We start from the raw sequence: 17,527 nt of genomic DNA on the forward strand, positions 1-17,527 counted from the left end.
CAAGGCACAAAAAAAGGCCAACGGGGTTACCCGATGGCCTTCTTGTCAATCTGGAATCAAAACGCAAGCGAGTTACGCTTGGAATGAGCTTCCGCAACCACAACTCTTTACCGCGTTGGGGTTCTCGAAAGTGAAACCTTGTTTTTCGAGGCTTTCGTACCAATCGACGGTGGTTCCATCGAGGTACAGGGCACTCTTTTTATCCACGACGACAGCGACGTCGTGGCATTCGTATTTGGTATCAGCTTTGTCATCGAAGCTATCATCGAAATTCAGCGTGTAGCTGAACCCGCTGCAGCCGCCCGCTGCGATACCAATGCGCAAGACCATTTCATCACCGAAATTGTGCTCGGTACGGAATCGCTTGACTTCTTCGGCGGCTCGTTCGGTCAGTTTGACTGCCATGGTTTCGTTGAACCCTTCGTTTTAAACAGGTGGAAATTGGGCAACCTGCGAGTGAGATCGCCCTCAGGTTGGGTTGATTGGGAGGTAGAAACGTCCAGATGGACTTTGCGTGTCTCCCTATGATATTCAGCAAGTCCAGTTTCGGGCAAGCGAGACCTCGTTTTGTGCGATGTCAAAATGTGCGTGGTCGTGCCAAATTAGGCTCAAAGACGTACAACGAGGCAAAATACTAGTTAATTTTCTTGAGGATTTTCATGCGGCGGATCGGCACACTTGACAATTCCCTGCTCGCCCGGCGGTTCGTTGGCTACCTTCACAGCCTGTCGATCGACGCGTTCACCGACCTAGAGGACGACAATCGGCCAGATGGGGCCTGGAATTTGTGGGTGCGAGACGAGTCCGAAACCGAGCGGTCTCGATTGATTCTCGCTGAGTTTCGCGATGCGCCTGAAGCCACCAAGTTCCAGGTAGAGCCAGCACCGATTCAGGAATCGAAACCACCGGCCAGCCGGTCCACCGACGGCGAAATGGTTTCCGCTCGCCAGGATTCCGGCCGTCGATCAAGGCAAGCCAATGAGCCGGTCGATTTAGGCGAGTCGATTTCGCACGTGGCCAAGCAGAGTCAGATTCCAATCACGATCGGTATCATCGCACTTTCGGTGGTCCTCAGTTTGGCGACTAACTTCAATAAGCCACGAGCTGTTCGCGGCGGTGGTGGGCCATCGCTTGAGGAACAAATTAACGAGAAGTTCGAGTTCATCACCGAGCAAGACTTTCGAGCCAGCGATGGTGACTTTTATGCCTCGGTACGCAGCGGCCAAGTTTGGCGTTTCATTACGCCGATGTTCTTGCACGGTGATGAGTATCACTTAGCCTTCAATATGCTTTGGTTGTTCTTCTTGGGTTCGGCGATCGAACGGCTTCACGGTTCCATCTTCTTTGCGATTCTAGTGCTTGTCACTCAGCTAGGCGGCATGGCGTTGCAAGTTGGCATGCCAGATTATTCTTGGGTTCCTGATGCACTAGTGGCGAACCCAAGAGTGATTGGCGCGTCTGGAGCTGTGTATGGTTTGTTCGCGTTTCTGTGGATTCGGCCATTAGTGCAGCCGAGTTATCCCATTCGCCTTGTACCGATGAATGTCATCATCATGTTGGTTTGGTTGGTTGTTTGCATGACTCCTTTGATTCCCAATGTTGCCAACGGTGCTCACCTGGGTGGATTGTTAGCAGGCATGATCGTCGGCGCGATGAAGTTTGTCGGACGTCTATGAACGGCGATCTTGGCAAGGAAGATGCTTCCGCGGTAACGGTCCGCGCTGCCATGGGTGAGGTTTGGCGAATCGCCTTGCCGCTGATGGTTAGCACGGGAACATTTTCGCTCGTGTTGTTTGCCGACCGCACGTTTTTATTGAAGTACGACGGAGCGTCGATGAGCGCTTCGATGGCAGCCGGCAACCTGTTCTGGGTACTGATTTGTTTGCCCATGGGGATCGCGTCGATGACCGGCGCGATCATCAGTCAGTATGTTGGAGCAGGTCAGAAAGAAAAAATCGGGCGATTCTTATGGCAATCGATTTGGATGTCGCTTGTTTTTGCTCCATGGTTCGCGTTGATCGCTTGGCAAGCGCCGTGGTTGTTCACCATCACTGGCCAACCGGATGCACTTGTTCCGCTGGGAGTCCTCTACCTTCGGATCTTGATGATTGGTGCAGTGGGTGGCGTCATGGAAACTGCACTGAGTGGTTTCTATAGCGGTACAGAACGGACACAGGTCATCATGTGGGTGTCACTGGCTTCGGGGTTGCTAAATGTGGTGCTAGACATCGCGTTGATCTTCGGTGCAGGACCGTTTCCCGAAATGGGCATCGCCGGGGCCGCCATAGCGAGCGTGATCTCGTTTTGGTTCAAAGCCGTTGTCTACGCTTGGTTGTTGATGAGACCGCACTTCGAGCAACAGTACCATTTTCGAAGGGGCTTCAGTTTTGACTTTCCGATGTGGTCCAACTTGCTGTTCTTCGGTTTCCCAACGGGGTTGATGTATGTGACTGAGTCGGGCGGGTTCACCGTCATGTTGCTGCGGATCGGGTCTTACGGAGACATTCCATTGCGGGCCACCACGATGGCGATCAACTTCAATATGATCGCTTTCATACCGTTGATTGGTGTGTCAATCGCAGCCAGTGTTCTGGTGGGAAAACACCTAACCGAAACGGGGCCGGTTCCAGCCGTTAAGAGCGTCTATGCCGCATTGGTAATTGGGCTGGCGTACAGCTTCGCGTGGATGATTGCGTATCTGACAGCGGGTGACTGGATGATGAGTCTCTATAAGTTCGACAACGTTGGTGAAGACTCGCTGGCCGCAATTGTCTTGGCGAAAGGTTTGCTCAGTTTTGTGGCATTTTATGTGGTGCTCGATGCGACTCAATTGATCTTGGCTGGTGCACTGCGGGGCGCCGGTGACACTTGGTATGTCTTGCTTGGTGGACTCGTCGCGTCCGGCACCGCGCTTGCGATTGGGTTTGCATTGGAACCCGAAACCGATGGTCTGCGATGGTGGTGGACGATCCTGGCAGGCTGGGTAACGCTCTTGGCCGTCGTGATGGGAATTCGCTTCGCCAGCGGCAAGTGGAAGTCAATGCGAATGGTCGAAGAAGCTTAGGTGTTGCCGGTACACCGATTGCGATCATCCGCCGTCATCGACGGATTGGTCATCGACGGATTGGTCATCGATGGATTGGTCATCGATGGATTGGTCATCGCGTAACCGTTAGCCAACTTGTTTACCGAACCGCTACTTGAGGTCCGTCAACTTGACCTCGGTGCGATATCGTTTCCCGTCGCGATAGATAATCATCGACGTTGGCAAGTTAATCGGCGTTAAGCCAACGCGTGCAACGAGATGATCATCGCTGTCGACGGGCTTTCCATCGAACTCGACAATGATGTCACCACGCTGCAAATGTGCAGCTTCCGCGGGCGATCCTGGGCGAACATTTTTGACCAATGCACCCGTACGTATGCCGGCTTCAACAAGCCGATAATCGGTCGCCGCTAGTTCAGCCGGCGTGAAGTCAGGATCGAGTGTCACGCCAAGATAACCGCGACGCAAATGGCCCTGCATTGTCAATTGGTCGGCCACCCGCATGGCCATATTAATTGGGATAGCGAAACCAATTCCTTCGCTACCGCCGCTGCTGCTGGCGATCGCGGTGTTGAGTCCGACGACTTCACCACGTAGGTTCAGCAGTGGTCCTCCGCTGTTTCCCGGATTGATGGCAGCATCGGTTTGGAAGAAATCCTGAAGGTCGATCTTTTGCTCGCCGAGCGATAGATCGCGCCGACCTTTCGCACTGAGGATCCCGAACGTGACCGAATGGCTCAGTCCAAATGGGCTTCCAATTGCGATCACGAAGTCGCCGATGCGAACCGATTCGCTATCGGCTAGCCTCGCCGCCGGCAGCAACGAATCATCAATCTTCATTACCGCGACATCGGTGCTGGCGTCAGCCACTACCTTGCTCGGATAGAACTCGCTGCCTTCGCTGGTGCGCAACAGAATTTCTCGGGGACTTGCGCCCGCGATCACGTGGCGATTGGTGAGCACCCACTTGCTACCATCGGTTGCTTCAATAACGACGCCACTGCCGGCTTCGTCATAGGATTGTCGTGAGGCGCCTTTTTGCTCGGTCTTGTGCGCTTCGATGTGAATGACACTTGGTTTGACCAGTTGTGAAACACGGCGAACAAGTGAGCCAAGGCGGTCGAACGTTTCGAACTCTTCGGCGAGCTCGTTGAACAATCGCTCACGTTCAACGTTTATTTCACTTGTTTTAAATTGCCGAGGTTCAAGCGAAGGACGGCGAACGCTCACCGATTGATTGTCGTTCCCATTGATCGCAGTGCCGCCTAGGTTGCTTGGCGAATGGTAGCGGTAGGGGATAGGGTCTTGAGCTGACACCAATCCTAGAGATGTCACCAGCCCAAGCGTTGCGGCAAAGAATGAGCGTTTCAAAGCGGCCAACTTGGATCGGCGACTAGCTGGCGAGCGATTAGATGCAGCGGCGATCTTATAGACGGGCGCGCAAGCCGATCGATGAGGGAAAGACGATTCCATGGGCGGGCAACAGAATGAGAGAGAGACCAATGGGGGAGGTGGTGCAATGATACGCATCGACCATCTCAATAGGCCACCTTCTGTTTTGCTAGCTTTGCCATGCCTGACCCAGCCAGCTCGTAAAGGCCTGCCATTACACAAAACCAGTACGGACCCAAAAACTAGCAATGCCTGCACAGTGTTGATCACCCTCTCGATGGGACCTTGGCGAGTGCAAGTTGCAGTGAAGGATGTAAAGTTGCGGCCGAACAAGCAACGCCGAACAAGCAACAAAAAAAGACCAGTGTTAAATCACATGGGGTGATTCAACACTGGTCATGAAGGCAAGGTGGTAGCAAGGACCGCATTTGCGGTGATCGATCCACGCAGAGCAGAATGTGACTAAACGGGATCGGCTTCCACGTTATCGAACACCCGGTTCCACATGACTGCACCACCTTTGGTGGTCATTCGCTCGGCTTTACGACGGCAGTCAATACAATCCGTGGCGTAAGGGATGGCTCGGAGCCGAGTCAGCGGAATCGGCTTTTCGCATCCCTCACAGTTTCCGTAGCAGCCATTATCGAACCTTGCGATCGCGTCGTTGATGGCGGTGAGTTCGCGGCTTTCGGCCTCGATCAATTGACTATTGAGTTCGTCTTGTACCGTATCGGCGGCAGCATCGAGGATATCGCCGGTCCGTTCCTGATGTAATTCACGAAGCAGGCTGAGATCGCCCTCGAGCGCCCGATGAAGGGCGTCACGACGACGAATGAGTTGATCGCGAAGTTTCTTAATTGATTCTTTTCGGGACATCGCATCACCTTGGTGTTTGAGAAGAAGGCCGCCGCGATAAAGGCTGGGGGGAATTTTGGTTGAAAACAAGTCTGCCTTCAGGCACTAACGGTGAATCCGTTGGAAACGCGTTAATGTCCTTCAGGTTGCCGATGGAGGGCCCTAGTGGATCCAAAATCGGAATTGAGGTCAGTCAAGGAGTGGTTTCGACCAAAATTGGTCACGTCGACTAATGATAGAGAGAATGGCTGGTTTGACAGGTTCAGTCTTAAGAATTTCGTCAACTTTTGGTCTTCCCCCCGTTTAGGAGTCCGATTGTGAAGGCATTTCCTCGTACGTCGCCCCATTTTTTTGCTGGCAGGGTCCCGCACGACATTTGGCCAAATCCTGGTCTGGAGCTGTTTGGGCAGGTGTACGTTTGATCTCATCCGGGCGTTGTTGCTTACCTAATCGGAGAACTTTGACTCACCGGCTAATTTGACTCACCGGACGAAGCTGAATGACCGAATGAACAGAGACATGGGTACGTACGCCACTCACGGATGAGGTGTTTGCGTAGCCACCGAAGTCGCCACGGCGATATTTGGGTTGCTCTGGGGCAGTGGCGATCGTTAGCTACGGTGCAGAGCGAATCCCCCGTCCGAAGATGATTGTTTGACACAAAGGGACCAACGCGGTGAGTACAGATCAAACCAACGGATCTCTCCCGACCACAACGTCACCAGCCCTAGGCTTCGGCTCTCCGGCTGCGCCGCCCGCATCGGCTCTCCCGACTTCCGACAGGACGACATCGGGTTTGTCATCGGAATCGAGACATTCAGCGGTGTCCGGCCCTCGCGTTGATGCGATTGAGTTTCGAGTATCGCGAGCCGGTTCTTCAATCCGGCGCCTGCGTTTGACTGGAAATCGATACACATTTGGTAGTGCCGAAGGCTGTTCGATTCGTCTGAACGATTCCGATCTGCGTCCGATGCACGCGGTTCTGATTCGCGAAGAAGCGAGAGTCGTCGTGCGCGCCTATTCCGTGCCCATTGAAGTCAACGGTGAAAGCACCACTGAATCATCATTGGTCGTTGGTGACCGATTACGTTTGGGCGAGTACGAATTCGAACTTATTAGCGTGCCGGTTCGGGACATGACTGCGGGGGAAGCATCCCGCCAAACATCGCGGCCAACTGACGAGTCACGTTTGGAAAACCGCCATTTCGACCAGCGATTCGCAAACACAAAGCCGCGTTTTTCTTCAGCAAAGTCCTTTGATTATCCCACCGATCCCTCATCGACTTCCGAGTTCGATGAAACAGCTTGGCGACAGCGACTTCGCCGGGAAATTGATCAGTGGCGAGCTAAGCACGTTGAGTGCGACGAACGCGAGCAACGGATCGACGAGCGTGAAGCTCATCTGCGAGGACGTGAGTCCGAGTTATGGTCTCGGGCGGAAAACTTATACCGACGCGAAGCTCAGTTGCAATCGCAGGAATCTGCGGTCTATCAATTGCACGACGAATACGCGCAGCGCCAACAAGAACTGATGCGACTGCGCGACGAGGCTCGTTCGCAGCAAGAGAAATTCCGCAAACGCGAGAGCGAGTTCGCGAAGCAGGAATTTGAGTACCAACGACAACTCGAAAGTGCTGCGACTCAGCTCGCGCAATCGCATACCCAAGCGGAAGCCGCGACTGAGGCCGTTCGAAAGATTCGTCAGCAGTTTGATGCCCTGAACGAGCAGATCGAAGCTTTATCAATTCAGCAGAGTGAACTCAAGGATCACGAGAATCACCAACGAGAACAACATCAACAACTTCGTCTTGAACTAGAGTCGCAACGCGACAACGCGATTGATGCCCAAGCCGAAAGCGAAGCCCGCCGTCGTGAGGCAGACGCGCGGGTAGAAGAAATGTCGGCCGAGCTAGAGATGCTTAAGCTGACGCAAGGCGAGCTCTCGGACGCTGAACGCGAAGAAATTGCCGTTCGCGAACGCACGATCGAAGAGCTGCGAGAGCAGATTCAAACGTTGCAATGCACGGTCGACAGTGCGGAATCAGAATCGTCTCGATTGCGAGCCAACTACCAAGAGGCATTGGAATCGGTTTCGCAATTGGAGTCCCTTGTCGCGCAAAGCAACGAACGTGGTGACCGTGACCGAGATGCCTGGGCGCTCGAAGCAGACAGCCTGCGAAGCGAAATCGAGCGGTTGTCGGATGACTTAAGTCGCACTAGCGAAGAGATTCGCGAATTGCGTGAAGCAAACCAGACGCTGACATCGCGTTTGGAAAAAGTGCAGCAGCAACGAGACGACGCGGTCGAAGATCTGAAAACTCGTCCGTCGAAAGAACAACTAGACCTGTTGCAAGAAGAACTTGATGCCGCCCACGCGGCCGTCGAAGCGCTGCAACAAGAGTGGAAGGCACCCGACGCCGACCCAACCGACCAAGCAAGGTCATCGAGCGAGTGGACCGTAAGCCGATTCGCCGACGTCGATAACGACGACCGGGACGATAGTTCAGAATCTGGTTCCCTCGCGATGTCGTCGTTTGCAGAAAGTCGTCTCGACAAGTATGCAGCCACCAACACCACGGAAATGGGAAACGAGGAAGCATCGGTTGCAGATGAGGCGGCCATGCCGAATTCAAGTTCCATGCTTGAATCGGATAACGAGGTCCTAGACGTTGCGGATTCTGAAAGTGAATCCAACAGTTTGGCAATCGTGGAGCCAGAGCAACCTTCCGAATCAACGTTACCGGATGCCGTTGATGAAGCGGCTGACGAAGACATGAACCCCTGGACGGATACTTCTAGCGAAGTCAATTCAGTATCGGAATCAGTCGAAGACGATGACGCGGTTTGGCCAACTTATGAAATCAGCCAGGTCGATGACGAGGTGGAAACACCGGATTCGAGTGCTTCGCTCGAAAGCCCACCGTCCATTTGGAATCCTGAGCCATTGGAGACCGCTGGTGAACTCGCCAGCGATGAGGTCGTCAGTAACGAGCTAGCCAGCGACGAAGTAATTGGCAACGAGATAACCAGCGATGACGCAAATGGTTTCGAAGCATCAGGTTCTGCATTGGAAGATGCCTCGGAAGATGAAGTTCTGTCTTCTGAAGCAGTTGTATTCGATGGTCAGCCAATTGCCGAATTCCATCCAAGCGATGCCGATGTTAGCGACGCGGACGTTCCTGTTGGCGAGTCAAGCAGTCCTTGGGGCGACGCGGATCCATGGGCCGAGGAACCATCATCAGAAGAAATGTCCGTGCAGGTCGACGATGTCGCCGGCGACAGGGTGCAGTCGAGCGACAGCATGGTCTCAGGCGAGCAATCTTGGACAGGCGAGGCGGTTGGTCCAGAGCTGTCAGATGCTAATAACGCGGAAGCCGATTCCAGCATGCATGATGAATCCGACGATTCATCCGAGCTGGCGGCCGGTTCACTCGCGAGCATGTTGATTGCGGATATCGAATCGGATCCGACTTCGGAAACAAATCACGAAACAAACGAAGGCGAATCGTATTCAGGCATGCTTGGATCCGCGGATAGCGTCTCGGAAAACACACTAAGTGATGACGACGTTTCGAGCGAACAGGACATTGAGTCGTCATACATGGGCACTCAGGTTTGGCAAGAAGCGTCGCAAGAATTTGAAACACCGCTAGCCGATTCGAGTTCTAGCGAGGCATCCGATTCCGATAGTTCATCTTCTTTCAGTGCGGCGTCGATTGTGGAATCCGATGAAGATCGAGATTCATCGCAAACGTACGCTTGGGATCGTGAGCTCGAAGAGGAAAGCTCTAGCGAGGTCGTCGATCCGGGCAATCCGTGGGGGATGGCCTTTGATGAAGACGACGCAGAACAGCCATCGGTAGCGGTCGCTCCATCCACTGATGACGAACCCATCAGTTCAGTGGCGGACGCGATGGATGAAGTGGAAGCCACTTCGTTCATGTCGCAGGAGACAATGCACGATGTCGAAGAACAGTTTGCGCACGAATCCAACAGCGTAGATAGCAGCGTTAGCGAAGGCGAATTGCCAGAGCCAATGCAATCATCAGAGATGAATAACGTCGTCGACGCCAAGCCAAGCGAAGCAAGTTCGTCGTCAGCGGAAACAGTTGCCGCCGGCGATGTCGCTGATGATGACGATGATTCGATCGAAGCCTACATGAACCGTTTGCTTCGGCGGGTGCAGGGGACATCCAGCGACGACAAGTCGAAACCAGCCGAATCGCTATCACTATCGACAAACCCCGTCAGTCTGTCGGCTGAGTCGTCCGTGCCATCGGAGTCGCTTTCGGAATCGATTGCGATTCCCGAGCCGGTCGATCCAAATGCACCACTCGTTCCACGTTCTCATGCTCCAGAACGCAACAGTAATTTGTCGGCGATGCGTGACTTGGCCAACCAGTCCGCGCGAAGTGCTATCAGTCGCAGTGCTCGGATTCAGACTCGCAATATTCAGATTGCGGGAATCGTCAATTTCGCGGTCGCTGGAATCGCAATGATCTTTGGGATCGGTGCGTTGGCAATGCTTTCGGGCAAATTGCCGTTGTTCATTCTGGTCATCGCAATTGTTGTGGCGGCAATTTCGATTCGTGACGGCTTGCGTAATTTATCGGAAGCTCGTCAGCGACTTTCGACCAGTAAGGCAGCGGTCGCAGACGAGGTCGCAGAAGGAGTCCAGGAGCATGAGGAAGCCGAGACGAAGCTGCCAGAGTGATCTTGGGCTTGGCATGATGTAGTCGACAGCAAACTTGGGCTTGTCGTCGGTGCCCCGATGGCCTCGATGGCCGCCCCGATGGCTAAGGGCCATCGCTGGGGGCTTCGGGGGAATCGGACTAACCGAAACGAGACAGTCGTCTCCGATCGTGGCGGCGTCCGGGGCGTCTGGGGCAGCACAATCAAGTCAGCATGATCTAAGCGACAGCCCCGCGGTTGTAAGGTTTAAGACCGCGTTTGTATCGCTCAAAATTTCATGCCGCCGTTTTGCTGGTTTATTCGTCTGTTCGCTGCATCTTTCGCAGCGGGCGTGCATAATCATAGTTGTATGATTATGCCAAGAATAAGCTTTCTTTATAGATGCTTGTTCGACTGGTGATGCAATCGTCGCCAATCGTTTCAGCAGGCCGTTTGATACGGTCGAGACGTCAGATCGGTGTATCGCTTTGGCGATAGCCCTTTCACTGAGTCCGCGACTTGGCGAGGCAATTGCGTCATTGACCCGTTTGCGGAAGTTAAATAGTGACTGCCCCCTCATCCTCTGATTCATCGGACCGCTCCGGAACTTCCCAAGGTCCCTTCCCGCTGGACGCAGTATGGCATCAGTTCGGGGATCAATTCCGTCGGCGTGCGCGAACGCGTTTGCGGCAGTACGGGTTAACGGGACAGGCCGAGTCCATGGATATATGCAACGATGTGATGGCTGATTTGGCTCGCCAACGTCGCGAAACCTCCGTAACCCCTGACGAAGTTCTCGCCTACATCATGCGTGCGATTGACAATCAAGTTCTCGATACGTTTCGAACACTCGCTCGCCATTGTCGCGACTTTCGCCGCACCGAAGGCACCCCTGTTGAAGAAATGACGATGGCAACTGCGGCGACTACGCCTAGCCAAATCGTGCTCCGACGAGAGGTGATTGCGAAGATTCGTTCTCTGCTGAATGAAGATGATGCCAAAGCGGTGGACATGATGCTCGAGAATCGAGACTGGAAAGAGATAGGCGAAATGTTGGGCGTGCGACCCGACACTGCTCGAATGCGGGTGCGTCGCGCGATTGACAAGGTACGCGGCGAAATCGGTGCCTCTCATCACGGCGGAGGTGAAGATGCGTGATTCAGCCGTCGCGGTGACGATCGAGAGTCTCGTTCACGATCCTCTATGGTCCGAAGCTGCCCAAAGGCAGCCAAGCAAACTAGTGGACCTGGCGTGCATCGATTTGATTCAACGCAGACGCGGTGGGCAACGTGTTTCCGCGGTCGACTATGTCAACGTCTTTGCGGTGCTTGCCGAAGCGAATCACTTGTTGGACCTAATTGATTCTGATCTGTGTGTTTGCGAGGAACTCGGGTTGCCATCGCCCGCAGATGACTACGGTTGTCGCTTCCCAGAACTCGGGCCGGCAATCATGGATCTGGTACGGTTGCAAGATTCAAACCAAAGCGACTTGCCATTCCCATTGTTGAAAGATGATCGAACGGTCTCGCATGAATCATCCGATTTTTCGTTTGACGAAAATTTGCCGCTACCTCCATCCGTGAACCTAGTTGAGCCGCCACCGACGAACGAGATCGCGGCAGAATTAAACGGGCATCAAGGAGCTTCTTGTTCGACATCAGATCAAATTTCCGTAGATTTTCGATTGGTCGATGCTCCCTCTTGGTTCGTTGGCCGACAATGCGTAGCGGTGGGGCCGGGGCATTGGTTGATTCGAGGAAAAGACGAAACGCGAGGTGTCCCGCTAGCGTTCAAGGTCGTGCGAATGCCACGTAATCTTCGCGCCAACGCTTCCCATGAGCTGTTGGACATTTGCGAAGCAGCATCGAAGGTTCAACATCCCGGTTGGGTCACACCGATCATTGCAACCGTGCAAAATCAACATCTGGGCGTCATCCGTCCTTGGTGGTTCGCTCGCGGAATGCCACGCGAACTGAATTTCAGCGATCAACCAAACCTAGACAAAGCCAAAGTCGCGTTGCGAAATCTATCCAGTGTTGCGTTCGCCGTTGCGGCTGCGCATCAGACCGGGGCCACCCACGGTGCAATCCATTCTGGCAACATATTGGTCGACCACGATGGCAAATGGAAATTGGTGGATGCAGTCGCCAATCGAAATGGTGTGTCGCGGTACTTTTCCGGCAGGCAAGGTTTCTCAGTAGACGGCGCACCAAGCATCGCCTCGTTGGAAGTTCGCAAGCGAATCGATATCGACGATTTGGTCATGATGATCACCGGACTGTTGTTCTCCTCTTCCGACTCTCAGGTGGAAGAGATGGTGATCGCGCTCCGACGGATAGCGGCGAAGTCAAATGATCCGGCTGCCGACATCGGTGACTTGCTATTAGCATTTGCAGACGCAGATTGCTTAGTTCCCACGGATCAAGTGCGGTTGCGATCGCCAATGCGCAAGCGGTTTTCCGATTGGATGTCGAGTAAGAAACGGAGCTCTCCTGAAAGCCGCAATGACGAGCGGGGCAAGCAATGAAACTGAAGTGCCCGGAATGCAACACCGTCTTGAATATAAAATCACCTAAGGCGGGGAACTATCGTCCGAAGTGTAAGCATTGCGGAAAGTATTTCCGCTTGCAGGTAACCGACGATAATCCACCGAAGTTTGGCGTTGGGAAAATTGTCGCCGACAAGACGGTCGAACAGTCTGCGTTGCCTCCTGCAAAGAAGGTTTCTGCTTCCGACATGACCTCCGATGGGACGGTGGATCCAGTAGCGTCACCGTCTTCACGCTCGAAAACCGTATCGGAGATCGAAGCTACGATCGATGGGACCGCGAGGCGCACCAAGTCAGGAACCAACGTGACGATGGGTTTGGCGACGAACGCTGCTGATCGGACGATTGCCGAATCTCGCATCGCGAGCAAATCGAGTCCTACAGTTTCAGCAGGGTTAGACGCAAGGCAATCCGTATCGTTGCCGCGTGAGGCTGACCGTCGCCACCCGATAATCCAAGACGTTGTTGCCGGAAATATGAATTCGAGCAACGACCAAATCGCCGCTCGCACCGAGAACGATCTACCCGAAAGAGTTGGCGGTTATCGAATCCTTCGATTGTTAGGTCGTGGTGCGATGGGGGCCGTTTACGAAGCAAAACAAATATCACTCGATCGCCTTGTGGCATTAAAGACGGTTCGAGGTCGACTGGCAGATAATCCAGCTGCCCTCGCTCGGTTTACTCGCGAGGCCTACGCGGCCGCCCAACTGAATCATCACAACGTGGTGCAAATCTACGATTTTGGCGAAGATGATGGGCGTCGCTACTTCAGTATGGAATGGGTTCGCGGAGTGCCTCTTGATCAACTGGTCAAGCAAAAAGGATCGCTCGATCCTCGCTTGGCCGCCGGCTACATACTGCAAGCGGCTAGGGGGCTCGCAATCGCGCACAAGAATGGAATGGTGCATCGGGACATCAAGCCCGCCAACTTGCTGTTAAGTGACGAGGGGGTTGTTAAGGTCGCCGACCTGGGCTTGGTGAAGATTCCTGACTTGCCCGATCCGGATACATCGCTCGGTGCGATGGCTTCAGGCTATTCGTCCGCAGACTCGCTTGATCCGAGTTACGCACGTACTGGCCACGGCCAAAGCGGTACCCAGGTCACCATGCACGGAACTGCTGTGGGGACGCCAGCTTACATGGCTCCGGAACAAAGTCTCGATGCCGCGTCGGTCGATCATCGGGCTGATATTTACTCGCTCGGTTGCACGTTGTTCTATCTACTAGCCGGTCAGGTTCCGTTTGGTGGCAGCGTGGTTTCCGAAGTCATGCAGCAGCACGTTTCTAGCAAGCTTCCAAATCTCATGGATCTTAACGCCAGAATCCCACCGGCGTTGAATGCGATCGTGCAACACGCAATGGCAAAGCGGCCTGATCAACGCTATTCGTCTTTAGAGGAAATGTGTGATGAACTTGAAGATTACCTAGGCGTTAGCGACGACGGGAAGTTCTCTCCGACGTCATCACAAGCGGACGAACTCGAATCCATCGCGAAACAGTATATATCCGCTACGAAGCTGCAAGGACTCGATGGTGTTTTCATGATTGGCCTGATCGGTCTGTCGTGCCTCTTGATGTTATTTGCCTTCGCGATCAGTTGGCGTTGGGGCTTGATGGGGCCAGCACTTTTTGCGTCCAGCATTGTCACAGTGCTCGTCTTGGCGGGACGTCATAGTCAAGTCAACCAACACGTCCGTCGCTGGGTCGGAACGCTTCGCGTACTTGACTACGTCACCGCTACACTAGGGATGATCGCGATGCTGGTTGTCGTCATCGCGGTGGGATGTGGTGGCGGTGCGTTAGCGGGCGTGGTTCTGGGGGTAATCCTGGGTGCCGGCTATCACTTCACTATTGCCTTGCCAACTTCTAAAGCGGGTGACGCGTCTGCGGAAGATGCTAGGAAGTTCATTCGGGACCTGCGGATTTCGGGAGCGGATGAAACTGGGATTCGAACGTTCGTCGCTCGGTATTCGGGCAAATCGTGGCAGCGGTTTTTCGAACGATTGTTCGGATATTCATCGCTTGTTGCGATGCGAAAACAGTTGGCCATGGACCCCTCATTCACAGGCGATACTTCGGCGTCGTCGTTGAGAGATCGTGTCTGTAGTTCTTTGGCCAAACGAGTGCAGGAGTTTCAACGAACAAACGATCATGCTCGCTTAGCAAGGGTTGAACAGTTGAATCTTGCGAGCGAAGGATTAAACCAATCCGATGCCAAAGAACGAGCATGGCAAATGGCAGCCGCAGTGATGGAAGCGTCAAAGATATCGGCGGCGGCGTCCGGAAAGGATGCGAAAACGCTTGCCAACGCCAAGCGAGAAAAAATGAAAGCGATGTTGGCCGACGCCCGTAGCGGAAACTACAAAGTTGAACGCGACAAGCTGGCTACGGTTCGTGCATTGCTGAGCGGGCAGACTCGCTTGCTCGTTGGTTCTCTCTTGCTAAGCGTGTTTGCGTTTTGGGGAAATACACACGGTTTGTTCGATTCACTAACAGACATTGAAACACTGAAGCAAATTGGCAGCGGGAACGTTGACATCACTGCGGTTCGCGATGCGGCATGGTCGGCGACTGCGGAATCGGCGGCGACTTCGGGGGCTGAAGGTGCTGGTATCGCGGGAACCAATGCATGGTCGGTCGGGATTGCTGGACTATTGCTGGTGCTGTCTGCGTTTGTTTCGGGATGGCGAATGACTCCCTTCGCGGTCGTTGCCACGTTAATAATCTTGTTCGGTCCTGTGATTGGGATTCCTGGTGTTGGAAGTCACGTGTATCCCTGGATGCTTTCGGCGCTGATCGGTTTAGTCGTCTATCTACCGGGAGTATTATTCGGTGAGTCGAAAGCCTATTGCTAAGGCAACACAAGCTTGAGTTTTCATGTTGTTTGATTTTCACGTTGCTTAAACTTCAAGCCGCCTGATTTTGAAGCCGCCTGATCCTGACGCCTCAGCGCAACAAAAAAGCTGGCGTTCCCGAGATGGAAGACGCCAGCTTCTTAGAGTGATAAGGTCGCGAGTTCAGCTTGCGTTGATCGCGGGTAGGTTGGAGTTAGTTGCAGCCGCAACCCCAACCAGCGTCGCTACCGCAGCCACTGCTGATTCCACTACCAATGCCAGTTCCAACACCGCTAGCGGCCGGGACCTGCACTTCTTGAGGAACCATGATGGTCTTGCATACTTGGACTTCCTTTTGAACTTCAACCGGAACGCAAACGGTGTAGTTTTCGGTCTTGGTTTCAGGAACTTGGTCGACGACGGTGACGGTGTAAGGCACGTCCTCGCTTACTTGGTCATACTCGGTCACGGTGTACTCACGAGTCTTTTCAACAGGCACCATGACTGTCACGTTGCGCTGACGTGTTTCGGTCTTCATCGAAGTCACAGGAACGCTGCGTGTACGAGTTTCGGCAACCATCGTTTGCTTTTGCACCTCGCGAGTGCGAGTCTCGGTCGTGAAGCTCGTTCGGTTCTCCATACGAGTGCGTTGCTCGTTACGAGTCTTCGTCACTTGATACTCTTGAGTGCGAGTTTCTTGACGACACTTCTTAACCGCAATCTGACGAGTGCGAGTTTCTTGGCGAGTACGAGTCACAGGAACGCTGCGAGTGCGAGTTTCGGTCCGGCACTTTGCAACATTGATCATGCGAGTGCGTGTTTCAGTGCGACACTTCTTGACGGCAATTTGACGAGTGCGAGTTTCGCTACGCATCTTGGTGACGTTGTAGGTGTAAGGAACTTCGACTTGCTCGGTTGTGTAAGAAACAACTGGGACTTGTTCGGTTACCACGTTGGGAACCCAAACCTTCTTAGTGACCGTGGTCATGCATCCGCAACCGCTGCTGGCAACGGCGGCGCCGCATCCGCAGCCATCGCCACATCCACCGCAGTTTCCGCATCCGCCGCAACCACAAGCGTCGCTGCTAGCACCACATCCGCCACTGCATGATGAAGCAGCAACTTCTTCGGTAACGCACTGGTAGCTACCAAGGTCCTTGGAAACCGTCTTGTAAGTGGTTACAGGAACTCGCTTACATTCGGTTTTGGTTGCCGAAACGGTTTCGGTGTAAGGAATGCTTACGTTGTACGAGACTTCTTTGGTTTCCGTGTAGGGAACGTTTACGGTGTAGTTTTGAGCGACTTGTTCTGTGTAGGGGACCTTCACGGTGTAGCTTTGCTCGACCATTTCGGTGTAAGGCACGCAAACGTTGTAGGTCTTTTCAACCATCTCGGTGTAAGGAACGTTGACGGTGTATTGGCGAGTCGCCGTTTCGGTGTAAGGCACGCAAACGGTGTAAGCCACTTCGACTTGGGTCGTTACGGGAACTTGAACGGTGTAAGGAACTTGAACTGTTTCCATTTTGGGAACGTTCACGGTGTAGGTTTCTTCAACCTGAGTCGTGACAGGAACATCAACGGTGTAATCTTCCGTACGTTGTTCCGCGACCATTTCGGTGTAAGTCTCGGTCTTGGTGACTTGCCGAGGAACCGACTTGACGACGGTGCGGGTGCGAGTTTCTTCACGTGGTACGCTCTTCATCACCGTAACTTCACGCTGACGAGTTTGCTGTTGCATCACAGTTTCCGTTACCAACTTGGTTTCGGTCACTTGTTGAGGCACCATGACGGTTTGAGTAGTCATTGCTGGGCCACATTCGCCCGCAATCACGCCGGCGCCACTATCTTCGATCGCTCCGCTTTCGAGGACGCTGCCTTCGAGGACGCTGCCTTCAGCGATCCCAACGGAGTCAGTGCAGTCGCCACAGGCGGGCGATTCTTGGCAACATTGAGCATTGACTTGAGCGCCAAAGCATACGGCGGCTAAAGCGAGTGCGGAAAATTGGAAAGTCTTCTTCACAGGAGTACCTCGAGGGGACATTAGAGAAAAGTGTTCAGCGGTGGAACTATGTATGGGTTGGGACCGCTTGGAGCCCGAGGCTAGTTGGCGGAAGCCGTTCATCAATTGGCACTTCTCGCATGATTTCGGATTGTCATTTTTATTGGCCGAAGAACGCAATT

10 protein-coding genes are annotated in these 17,527 nt (G+C 53.7%); 6 read left to right on the top strand and 4 right to left on the bottom strand.

Features of this window, described 5'->3' with window-relative positions:
* Positions 1 to 72 precede the first annotated feature (72 nt).
* Complete coding sequence (locus Pla22_RS07740) at positions 73 to 405, bottom strand: HesB/IscA family protein (RefSeq protein ID WP_146514103.1); 333 nt, start codon at positions 403 to 405, stop codon at positions 73 to 75.
* A gap of 254 nt (positions 406 to 659) precedes the next feature.
* Here Pla22_RS07740 and Pla22_RS07745 point away from each other — a divergent pair, with 254 nt between their 5' ends.
* Entirely contained in the window at positions 660 to 1,676 is a 1,017-nt protein-coding gene (locus Pla22_RS07745; protein WP_146514104.1) for a rhomboid family intramembrane serine protease, read from the top strand.
* On the top strand, positions 1,673 to 3,064 hold the full coding sequence (locus Pla22_RS07750; RefSeq protein WP_146514105.1) for an MATE family efflux transporter: 1,392 nt from the start codon (positions 1,673 to 1,675) through the stop codon (positions 3,062 to 3,064). Before Pla22_RS07745 ends, Pla22_RS07750 begins: the two co-directional genes overlap by 4 nt.
* A gap of 132 nt (positions 3,065 to 3,196) precedes the next feature.
* On the opposite strand, the gene Pla22_RS07755 is transcribed toward Pla22_RS07750, so the two are convergent.
* Complete coding sequence (locus Pla22_RS07755) at positions 3,197 to 4,519, bottom strand: S1C family serine protease (RefSeq protein WP_146514106.1); 1,323 nt, start codon at positions 4,517 to 4,519, stop codon at positions 3,197 to 3,199.
* A gap of 381 nt (positions 4,520 to 4,900) precedes the next feature.
* Entirely contained in the window at positions 4,901 to 5,314 is a 414-nt protein-coding gene (locus Pla22_RS07760; RefSeq protein WP_146514107.1) for a TraR/DksA family transcriptional regulator, read from the bottom strand.
* A gap of 802 nt (positions 5,315 to 6,116) precedes the next feature.
* On the opposite strand from Pla22_RS07760, the gene Pla22_RS07765 reads away from it, so the two are divergent.
* The 4 genes from Pla22_RS07765 (at position 6,117) to Pla22_RS07780 (ending at position 15,367) form a co-directional block, all read left to right on the top strand.
* A complete protein-coding gene (locus tag Pla22_RS07765; protein WP_165440556.1) occupies positions 6,117 to 10,007 on the top strand; it encodes an FHA domain-containing protein in 3,891 nt (1,296 codons plus the stop codon).
* A gap of 521 nt (positions 10,008 to 10,528) precedes the next feature.
* Complete coding sequence (locus Pla22_RS07770; protein WP_165440557.1) at positions 10,529 to 11,122, top strand: sigma-70 family RNA polymerase sigma factor; 594 nt, start codon at positions 10,529 to 10,531, stop codon at positions 11,120 to 11,122.
* A complete protein-coding gene (locus Pla22_RS07775) occupies positions 11,115 to 12,491 on the top strand; it encodes a protein kinase family protein (protein ID WP_146514110.1) in 1,377 nt (458 codons plus the stop codon). Before Pla22_RS07770 ends, Pla22_RS07775 begins: the two co-directional genes overlap by 8 nt.
* Positions 12,492 to 12,520: 29 nt before the next feature.
* The gene (locus tag Pla22_RS07780; protein ID WP_165440558.1) at positions 12,521 to 15,367 is read left to right on the top strand and encodes a serine/threonine protein kinase; all 2,847 of its coding nucleotides are present in this window, start codon (positions 12,521 to 12,523) and stop codon (positions 15,365 to 15,367) included.
* Positions 15,368 to 15,560: 193 nt separating this feature from the next.
* On the opposite strand, the gene Pla22_RS07785 is transcribed toward Pla22_RS07780, so the two are convergent.
* Entirely contained in the window at positions 15,561 to 17,366 is a 1,806-nt protein-coding gene (locus Pla22_RS07785; RefSeq protein ID WP_146514112.1) for a hypothetical protein, read from the bottom strand.
* Between the last annotated feature and the right edge of the window lie 161 nt (positions 17,367 to 17,527).

Source organism: Rubripirellula amarantea, from assembly GCF_007859865.1.
GTDB classification, from domain to species: domain Bacteria; phylum Planctomycetota; class Planctomycetia; order Pirellulales; family Pirellulaceae; genus Rubripirellula; species Rubripirellula amarantea.

Excerpts from the sequence above, each read along its gene's own strand:
- Pla22_RS07740 (WP_146514103.1), bottom strand. The coding sequence starts at position 405 with ATGGCAGTCAAACTGACCGAACGAGCCGCCGAAGAAGTCAAGCGATTC.
- Pla22_RS07745 (WP_146514104.1), top strand. The coding sequence starts at position 660 with ATGCGGCGGATCGGCACACTTGACAATTCCCTGCTCGCCCGGCGGTTC.
- Pla22_RS07750 (WP_146514105.1), top strand. The coding sequence starts at position 1,673 with ATGAACGGCGATCTTGGCAAGGAAGATGCTTCCGCGGTAACGGTCCGC.
- Pla22_RS07755 (WP_146514106.1), bottom strand. The coding sequence starts at position 4,519 with ATGGAATCGTCTTTCCCTCATCGATCGGCTTGCGCGCCCGTCTATAAG.
- Pla22_RS07760 (WP_146514107.1), bottom strand. The coding sequence starts at position 5,314 with ATGTCCCGAAAAGAATCAATTAAGAAACTTCGCGATCAACTCATTCGT.
- Pla22_RS07775 (WP_146514110.1), top strand. The coding sequence starts at position 11,115 with ATGCGTGATTCAGCCGTCGCGGTGACGATCGAGAGTCTCGTTCACGAT.